General features: G+C 54.1%; 11 protein-coding genes. 4 read left to right on the forward strand and 7 right to left on the reverse strand.

Translation table 11 applies throughout. From position 1 onward, the window contains the following. Positions 1-265 (reverse strand): transposase (locus tag BMY36_RS18120; protein WP_139194134.1); only part of this gene is annotated, 265 nt, incomplete at its 3' end. Positions 266-788: 523 nt separating this feature from the next. Here BMY36_RS18120 and BMY36_RS18130 point away from each other — a divergent pair. Then, a complete protein-coding gene (locus BMY36_RS18130) occupies positions 789-1,511 on the forward strand; it encodes a hypothetical protein (RefSeq protein WP_050518109.1) in 723 nt (240 codons plus the stop codon). Between the two features lie 401 nt (positions 1,512-1,912). Here BMY36_RS18130 and BMY36_RS18135 read toward each other — a convergent pair whose 3' ends face one another. From BMY36_RS18135 to BMY36_RS18145, 3 genes are all read right to left on the reverse strand, one after another. Next, the gene (locus BMY36_RS18135; RefSeq protein ID WP_050518108.1) at positions 1,913-3,301 is read right to left on the reverse strand and encodes an NAD(P)-binding protein; all 1,389 of its coding nucleotides are present in this window, start codon (positions 3,299-3,301) and stop codon (positions 1,913-1,915) included. Positions 3,302-3,594: 293 nt separating this feature from the next. After that, on the reverse strand, positions 3,595-4,452 hold the full coding sequence (locus BMY36_RS18140; RefSeq protein ID WP_050518107.1) for an ABC transporter six-transmembrane domain-containing protein: 858 nt from the start codon (positions 4,450-4,452) through the stop codon (positions 3,595-3,597). Continuing rightward, on the reverse strand, positions 4,449-5,036 hold the full coding sequence (locus BMY36_RS18145; RefSeq protein ID WP_050518106.1) for a TetR/AcrR family transcriptional regulator: 588 nt from the start codon (positions 5,034-5,036) through the stop codon (positions 4,449-4,451). The genes BMY36_RS18140 and BMY36_RS18145 overlap by 4 nt, the downstream gene beginning before the upstream one ends. An 85-nt stretch (positions 5,037-5,121) precedes the next feature. On the opposite strand from BMY36_RS18145, the gene BMY36_RS18150 reads away from it, so the two are divergent. Then, positions 5,122-6,018: a sterol desaturase family protein gene (locus tag BMY36_RS18150; RefSeq protein WP_050518105.1), complete on the forward strand. Its 897-nt coding sequence runs from the start codon at positions 5,122-5,124 to the stop codon at positions 6,016-6,018. Continuing rightward, the gene (locus tag BMY36_RS18155; RefSeq protein ID WP_050518104.1) at positions 6,015-7,037 is read left to right on the forward strand and encodes an alpha/beta hydrolase family protein; all 1,023 of its coding nucleotides are present in this window, start codon (positions 6,015-6,017) and stop codon (positions 7,035-7,037) included. The genes BMY36_RS18150 and BMY36_RS18155 overlap by 4 nt, the downstream gene beginning before the upstream one ends. Positions 7,038-7,336: 299 nt before the next feature. On the opposite strand, the gene BMY36_RS20095 is transcribed toward BMY36_RS18155, so the two are convergent. The 3 genes from BMY36_RS20095 to BMY36_RS18170 form a co-directional block, all read right to left on the reverse strand. Further along, entirely contained in the window at positions 7,337-7,504 is a 168-nt protein-coding gene (locus tag BMY36_RS20095; protein ID WP_175469339.1) for a Pam3-gp28 family putative phage holin, read from the reverse strand. A 13-nt stretch (positions 7,505-7,517) separates the two neighbouring features. Beyond that, positions 7,518-8,171 (reverse strand): TIGR02594 family protein, encoded by a 654-nt coding sequence (locus BMY36_RS18165; RefSeq protein WP_050518102.1) that lies wholly within the window; start codon positions 8,169-8,171, stop codon positions 7,518-7,520. Positions 8,172-8,258: 87 nt separating this feature from the next. Next, positions 8,259-8,567, reverse strand: a complete 309-nt coding sequence (locus BMY36_RS18170) for a hypothetical protein (RefSeq protein WP_050518122.1) — start codon at positions 8,565-8,567, stop codon at positions 8,259-8,261. A gap of 106 nt (positions 8,568-8,673) precedes the next feature. Here BMY36_RS18170 and BMY36_RS18175 point away from each other — a divergent pair. Next, on the forward strand, positions 8,674-8,907 hold a 234-nt coding region (locus tag BMY36_RS18175), incomplete at its 3' end, for a winged helix-turn-helix transcriptional regulator (protein ID WP_139194135.1).

Raw genomic sequence — 8,907 nt, forward strand, 5'->3', positions numbered from 1 at the left:
GTGTAACAGCAACACCCTCCATCGGGGATGCAGCAATCTCAACCGGAAGAAAAACACCCTCAAGGGCTGCGTCCTCAGGCGCTGGCACGCTGCCCGGCGGCGCAAATCGAGGATCCTTCAGCCATTTGAAAATCAGGTTAGCATTCATCGAATACCGTCGCGCAACCTGTGCCACCGAAACACGCGGCGTCAGCGTTTGTTCACAAATCAACCGCTTCTCGTCGTCAGACCAGACCCGCTTCTTCAGACCCTTCTTCCCCGCCATAACTAACCTCAAGATGTCCACTATCGATGGTGGACACTATCACCCACTCTATCACGCAGGCAGGGCGGTCAGACCGGACGGATACCATCAACGCGCGAATGCATGTTTCGCACCGAGTTTGTTGCCGAATGTCGCTGAACGTGCCCCAATGCAACTATGGAATTTGCGCAAAATCAAAGGCTTGTCGCGTAAGTGATTGAAAAGTCTAAGCTATTGGATTCGCTGGGGTTTAGGCTCATAACCTGAAGGTCGTAGGTTCAAATCCTACTCCCGCAACCAAATTAACACGCCAAATCAAATGCTTAAAGCCCGACCTAATCAGTCGGGCTTTTGCTTGTCCAGTTTACATCAACGCCACATCAACACTGGATCACAAAAACCGCACCAGCACGCATAAGCAGGCAGCGACAGGCAGCCGCGTGCACAGAAGCGCGACTCACCGTCATTTAAATCAGTTGATCACGGTGGACTGCTTATCGCTTTGCATCTGGCCGCGAGAAACATCCCGTGGCAGCATCGTGCCATGACCACCTTCCGCTCCCTGTCCGACGACCATCCCGACCTCGCGCACTCACCGCTCCTGCGGGCGGCGGTGCTGACGCTGCAGTACACGCAGGAGCACGGCGCCATCGGTTTGACCAAGACCAAGGCGTTCAAGCGCGTCTTCGTGCATTGGGCGGTCGAACACTTCGATTGGCCGGGCTCAAGCACTGAGGAAATGTTCCGATACAACAAGGTCATCAATGAGTACGAATTCCCGCCGCTCGAGGTGCTGCACTACTTGCTAATCACCCTACGCCTGGGGCGGCACTTCAAAGGTGAATTCCGCCTGACCAAGCGCGGTGCAGAACTGGCGCAGGCACCGGGGAAGCTGTTCGCTGAACTTGTCCCCTTCTTTGTTCTCCAGATCGACCACGCGTCCTATGCGCGCTTTGAAGATCGTCCATTCGGGAAGTGGGATGTCTGGATGAACGTGATCAACGTCGAGGCCAACCTCGGGACAACCGAACGCGCGTTGTTCGCGGCTTTTTATGGCGAGGACTATGATTGGGACAATGCGGGATGGCGCGAAATTGCCGCTTTCTCATCTTGCGTCTTGCGCCCGCTTGAATGGGCAGGGCTGCTTGTCCAGACCCGTGAAGAGCGCGGGACCAAACATGTGCACCACGTATTCAAGACTCCCCTGTGGCGCAGCGCCCTGAAACTGGACACCGATGACATGTTGCGGCCCGTATCAGTGCAGTGAAAACAGCACGAGACTCGTATAGCTGACGTTCATGCGTCGCGCAGCTAACGGCAGGAACGAGCCCACACCGGACCTGTTAATTTTGCGCTGCGTGCGCTCGCAGCGTGGAAATTGCTGCAACTGCTAAAATTCTGTTGTCGCAACGCGGCGTGAAAACCAGCCATTCGAACAATTTGCAGCGAAGGAATGATAGCCAAGGATCAAAGTGCGGACTTTCCCGCCGTTCGCTGCAACTGTGAATTGTTCGTCATTTTGACAGGTACTCCGACCCCATAGGTAGTTAGCAGACTATCGCTGCGGTGTGCGTCGAGCCAAACTCTGCGATCCAATCATTAACGAAGAATATCCTGTTTGATATCATAAATATTATTACTGGGATGAATTGTCGCTTGCAGAACCTTTCATGTAGTTGCGAGCTTTTGCATGTTGGCAAATGCAGGCATCGACACCTCCCTTATTCGATTATAAATCGCCTTCACCTCCGGGTCAGTTCGATCGACCTCGCGGCCAGCACGACCAAAGCCATCAAGGCGACACAACGCGATCCACGCTTTTATTTCAGGATTTTGGGACCATGCTAATTGGTTCATCGAGCTTGGAATTTGCGACACCAACCAACTTTGAATTGTGTCCGTCATGGGCACTGGTATTGCGAGTGCGTTTTTTGCCTTATCACTGTCAAAGCTCGTCTCAATCTTAGCGATCAAAGCGGCGCTAAACGTGGGTTGGTAGAGGCGGACCATTTGCAGTGCTATCCGGTCATCATTAAAAATTGGCCATGTGTCGGTATGACCAAGTGCCCGTGCAGTACAGTCAATATACAAAGTATCCCGCTTTGCAGAACAAGTCCCACCGACGAGCTTAAGGAGATTTGGTTCAATGGTCTCGACATGGCCCATACGAATGATATCGGTCACTTCTCGAAGTCGTCCAAGTTCCGCCATGGAAACCGTTGGTCCGTGCATTATACTCGGGCGAACCGTTGGATCAAGACGCATCCACAAGTTTGCGGTTTCCATCCTGTCAGCGAGATCATCTATGGACGTGGCTTCTTTCACGGCTTCCATCTGGCGCATCGTTCCGCCGTAACTTTCTTGATAAAACGCGCCACTTGGCTGTGTGAAGGCACGGTTGATCATCCACGGATCGCGTGGCACCACCCAGCGTATCTGGTTGGAATCTGCACCATTTTCGAGTAACCAAAGGACGCTATCCATCGCTGTCTTGCCTGCGCCCAGTATCGTGAAAGACCGATGAAGGTGCGCCTTTCCAGGTAGAAAGTTCGGTGGGATGCAGGCAACATCCGCAGAGACATGGAAATTTCGTTTATGTGTCAGTGGGATGCCGTTCTCGAGCAACCTTGCGTCAACGAACCGGCGGCGCACGTCAATTTGCGTAATTTTATTGGAGAGCAGTTGGCGGATTTCACCGTTCCCTAAATGTTCGGACATTGGCAAAAACCGTACGCGGCCAGATTGAAGCAATCGATCTCGCATAACAGTGTGGAAATAGTTTGCGACCTCTTGCCCCGATGCAAGTTCTTCGTAACCTTGATTGAGGCCGGATTGATCTATGCTTCCGCGGCCTAAACTGAGCGATGACACACCATAATAAGATGAGGGTTGGTGAAGGCGAACGAAAGGATAGGCCTCATTCCAATGACCGCCCGGCTTGTCCCGCCGATCAACCAGCGTGATATGCGCGTCCGTTTCATCAAGTAGCGTATCTGCAAAAGCAAGCCCTGACGCCCCCGCACCAGTAATCAAGTAGTCAGTTTCAAAGCTGTCCATTTCGAATTCCTAAATTTGCCTCTGCATAATTGGTCGTATCGCTAATACAGGCATAGCAGAAAAGCTTTGGAAATACTGTTTGCTATTGTTTGGGGATATTTGGACCTTCGTGGCCCAAGGTATGAACGGCGGCTCTGGACCGTTTCTGACACATCCAGATTTCTTCGGGTGCAAAATACCGCAGTGGCGGCACGGAGCCCATGTTGCATCGTTGCTGCAGTGAAGCGAATAGTCGCTTCCGGCAATCAGATGAGCCGACGCACAACATTTTTTGACCAAGTCATATTGAGAAATCAAGCAACCGAGGTGTTCAGCCGTTGAATAATCTCCGATAAACGTGACCAGCTTTGAAGTGCCATTGGGAAAGTCACAGCCGCCTCAACGAACTCCCATGAATAGCTGACGATTGCAAAGATGGTACCCGGTGTGACCGCCACATGTGTGGTCGCGTACCAAAGATTGAAAACGACCAATCCCAGAAGAACGGCAAAGACAGAGCCGTAGAGCGCAGATTCTGCGTCTGAAATCCGAACTTCCATGCGGCGCAAACGTAACAAATGCGTCAAAAGGCGTGGGGCGTTGCGGGCTTCTAGGATCGAAACCTGTCGTTCGGTCTGCCCGTTGAAGACGCCATTCAGACGGAAAAAGCGCTTATGAAACAACCCATAGATTGCAAACATGATTCCCACGGCACAGCCTGCTGCCAGCGCCAGTGTGGCGTCAAACGCGTAGAGCACGATGACAGATATAATGATCTGAACGAGGGCAGTCATGACCAGCGGCACTTCGACCTCCAGAAAATCCACCAACTCACGTCCCATGCCAAGTCGCGCATTCAGTATCGATACAGGTTGAGCAGATGCCCGCGTCGCTTGGGTTCTCCCCACCTCGACGCGCACAGTTCCAAAAACGCGTGTGTCGTAGATGCGGCGGATTACGCTGACCACGATCAATGCCGCCATCACGCCTGCCAGCTGAAACAGAGCTGTGGTCTGCCCTGTCAAAAGCCCGTCAATGGCGAAGCCGATGAACAACGGGACCAAAGCGATCAGCGCGGTTTCACACAATGTCAGTGCCCATGTTGCGCCAATACGCAGGTAAAATACGCGTATGAGCGTCCATGGTTTCAGCAACCGGTCTTCAGGTATCATGGTTTCAGGCCATTCAGAATGAAGGAGCCGATGGCATCTCTGGTGAGGTTGTCTCCTGATGGCGAGGACAAGCTGCGCAAGCCTTTACCTTCCAGCGCATCGAGGATCAAGCAGGCCACCATGTGAGGGTCAACCTGCGGGGCAAAGATACCGGATTTGGTGCCTTGTGTAATGCATCCAGCCAGTGCGGCAATGAGTCGGCTACGATTGCGACCAAACACATCGGCGATGGCCGGGTTGCGCAAGCTTTCGGTCAGTATCTCCGCACCAAGAAGCGCATTCTCGGGGAGTGAGACGTAAGCAGCATAATCCGTGATAAACCATCCCAGCGTGGCGCGGGGATCATCGTTGTCAGACAGCCGGTCAATGAAGTCTGACAATTCCTGCCCTTCAATTTTGGCAATGAAGACCAGTATCGCCTCTTTGCCCTTGAAGTGGTTGTAAAGGTTCCCAAGGCTGATGCCCGCTTGCCCTACAATGTCGCGCACACCGGTCTGGTGATAGCCTTTCTCAAGAAAGCAGGTGACTGCTGCTTCCACAATTTCAAGCTTACGCGGGTGTATGGGTTGGGGTTCTGCAGACATGGGTTGACGATCCTGTACATGAAATCTAGATAATGAACGATCGTTCGTTCATAACATCAAGTGAGTCGCTAAGAAAGGGCTTTTCATGACAATAGATAATCTCGTTGCGTTTTTTGAGTTACACCAGATTATGTGGATCGTAGCCGCGCTGTTCATCATCAACCTCACAATTACCGGTATCGAGATTGTGCTGGATCTGGTCACCTCCAAGGAGCGGCGTTGGAAGGATACAATGGCGAACTTAGTCATCTTCACCGCCCATCAGGTCATCGAGAAGACCGCATTCGCCTCGCTCGGGTTCATAGCGTTGCTGCCGTTTTATTATCTCACGCCCCTTGCGGTTCCGATGACGGCGTGGACATGGCTTCTGGCCGTACTGGTGGCGGACTTCACCTACTATTGGATGCATCGCCTCGAGCATGAACACCGCATCCTTTGGGCCAGTCATAACGTTCATCACAGCTCGAACGACTATAATCTTACCGTCGGTTTCCGATTGAGCGTGGTGGAAGGCTTTTTTGAGTGGGCGTTCCTGATCCCGATGATCCTGATCGGGTTCAACCCGTTTCAGGCCATCGTCGGGTTGGTGCTCGTGGCGCAGTATCAGCACTGGGTACATACGGAACGGGTCACGAAGCTGGGTTGGCTGGATGAGGTCTTCAACACGCCTTCCGTTCACCGCGTCCACCATGGGTCCAATCGCCAATATATCGACAAAAATTACGGCGGTATCCTGATGGTCTGGGACAAACTTTTCGGAACCTTCGCACGTGAAGAAGAAGAGGTGATCTATGGGCTGACCAGCGACATCGAGACCAACAATCCAGTCAAGATCACATTCATAGAGTTCGGGAATATCTGGCAGGACGTGAAAAAATGCCGGACAATGGGTGATCGCTTGCGGATTATTTTTGGCGGCTTGTCCTGGCGTCCGAGTTATTTCAGGTCCGGAACTGATACCAAGATGGGTCCAAAGACATGAGGAAATATGTACTCATTCTGACATCTGTGATGCTCGTCATAGGTATCGGAGCCACATTTTGGGTGGTGCGCGGCCTCTCTGACTTTGATCTTGCGCGACACAGCATAAGAGAAGTCTCGTTTGAGCTCGATGACGCGGTGTTGTCAGGAACGTTGGTGATGCCTATGGATGCCACGAACCCACCCATAGCCCTTATCGTCCACGGAGACGGGGCGCAGGATCGTTTCTCCGCTGGCGGAGCTCTCCCCCTCATCAACGCGCTGGTCGATGCTGGTATTGGCGTCTTTACTTGGGACAAGGCTGGTGTCGGGGAGAGTACGGGCAACTGGTTAGACCAAACGATGGAGGGACGCGCCGATGAGGCGTTGGCTGCATTGCAGGCCATTTCTGCACTGGATGATATAAACCTCGATCAGGTTGGGTTTCTGGGATTTTCTCAGGCAGGTTGGGTGCTGCCTCGTGTGGCAAACCAAATAGTGCCTGCCTTCACCGTCCTCGTCGGTGGGGCCGTGTCTTGGCGTGATCAGGGCACTTACTACAACCGCGTCAGAATGGGATCAGAGGGTGTCGCTGAAGAGGAAATCGAGCAGCGTTTGGCAGATCGGATTCTCCGAAACGATGCCTTGTTTGATGCATCCGTTGCACCACCGCCAACGACAGACATGGATCCTGCACGATTTAGTTTTGTTGCGGGAGCATATTGGGAAGACTCCACTGATTTCATTTCAGGCATGAAGGGTCCCGTACTCGCCATCTGGGGTGAAGATGATCTGAATGTTGACGCACGTTCGGACTCAGTAACCTTCCAAGAACAGTTGATGCCGCTCACTGGAGATAGACAGGTTGTTATGGTGCCAAATGCTACGCATGGCTTGCTGCGTGCAGATTTGTTCAACTACCAGCTTCCATCTGATTGGCCGTGGTATCTTCATTACGTGTTCTTGGGCATGGGGCGAGATGCGTTTGCTCAGCAATCGCTCGATCAAATCGTACATTGGGTCCACGCTTCAGTAGAATGACGAGCCCAGTTACATCTTAGCAGTAAGCAAAGCGAACATTGGGTCAAATGGGTGGCTTGGTCGCTTCGTCCGCGACCTGATTGTTGGAACCGCTCGCAGCGAAAGGGTAGTTTGGGAATCCCGATTTTGACCCTCTCAATGGCCGCTTTGGTGAAATCCGCGGCGTCGCCAAAAGTGTTCTGCCGCAACTGCAAACGAATGCTGCGTCAGCAACATGGCCAAACGTGAATGTCGGGAAAGTCCCGCACTGCGGTCACTCAAGATGAACGTCTCGACTGACCGCTCCGCAGCCGCTGGCCCTACCTCGCCCGCTTGTCCGCGACCGACCAAACCACCGATCCTATGGTCAGCAGTGCACCGATCACCGGTTCAATATCGGAGGCTTGGACATAGCCCTTGGCCACCAGCGCGGTGCCAGCGACTGTCAGAATTTGGCGGATCAGCGCAAGGATTGCAGGTTTCAGCATGATTTTCTCCTGTTCAGATTTCATGGGTGGATGCGAGAAATTCGCCGGGCTTCATCGTCTGCAGGCGTTGCTGACGTGGCGGTACTGTGGCAGGCCAGCGCGCACCGAGGAGGCGGGACTTGGCGATACGGGCGATGGTGACTGCATCGGACTGGTTGCCACCGAGCACGTAAAAATGCGTGTCATCCTGCCCCATCGCGAAACCGACGTGCCCACCAGAGCCGCGTGAGAACACCAGAACCGCGCCGTGTGTTGGCTTTACCTCTTGCCCGAACAGCAACCAGTTGCGCGCCCAGTAGGGATTGGTGCCCAGCGCGCCCAAAAGCGGTTCATCGGGTAGCGCCACGCGAATGCAGGTCTCCACGAAATCCCCGCACCAAGGGTTTTTCGATGGATCGCCAAGGGACCGGCCGTCACGCTTGAGCCAATCCATCAGCCAAGAGCGATCTCGGGCTTCATGACGCCCCAAGGCAGATTTGGCCTCCGTGATCCACGGCAATGGGCCCGGCGGGGCGAAGGCTGCCGCGCGCCCGTTCGCAGCCAACAGCGCTTTCATCGCGCGGGCGGTGCGCAGGCCCCAGAGGCCGTCGATTGCGCCGGGAGAATGGCCCAGCTGGTCCAGACCATTCTGGATCAGGCGGAGGGGGTCGCGGGTGTTGGCATTCATGGGAAGGCTCCTTTCGCCCGGCGTCGGGCATGAAAAAACCCGCCTTGCGGGCGGGTGGGGGTGGGAATGGAATGATTGGCGCGTTGCTCAGTCGGTGCGGCCGCGCTGGAAGGCTTCGAACATCAGATCGCGCATCGCACGGATGTCTGCCTCGATGCGTTCCAGCCTGTCGGCTTCGGTTTCACGGTCTTCGGCGCGCTGTCGGTCAACGCGGGTGCGCTCGGCCAGAAGTTCGCGGTCCAACCGCGCGAGCATAGCATCGTTGGTGAAGGCTTTCCGCGTCACCGAGGCCAGCAAGGCGACGGTGCCTCCGATCAATGCGGTGATGGCCGATGTCAGGCCATGGTCGCGGAAGGCTTGGCCCACTTCCTGCAAAATGGTGGTTTGTTCTGTCATGGTGTTGATTTCCACTTAGAAGTGAGCCGGTTTATCGAATAATTTCCACTGAGAATTGAGCCATGTGACCCTTCCCCCAGCGCGCTGCGCCACGGGGAGCAATGGAGTGATACACATGGGACTTTTGAACATAATCCGACGCATGTCTTTGCGCGAGAAGCTATCGATCCGGGAGATTTCGCGCCGGACTGGTTTGTCGCGCAACACGATTACGAAGCATTTGAACGCGGGCACGATTGAGCCGCAGTTCACGACGCCAGATCGGCAGAGCAAGCTTGATCTTTTTGCTGATAAATTGGCCGGATGGCTAAAAACTGAAGCTGGGAAGTCGCGCAAGCAA

The organism is Pseudorhodobacter antarcticus, from assembly GCF_900110135.1.
Taxonomy (GTDB): domain Bacteria; phylum Pseudomonadota; class Alphaproteobacteria; order Rhodobacterales; family Rhodobacteraceae; genus Pseudorhodobacter; species Pseudorhodobacter antarcticus.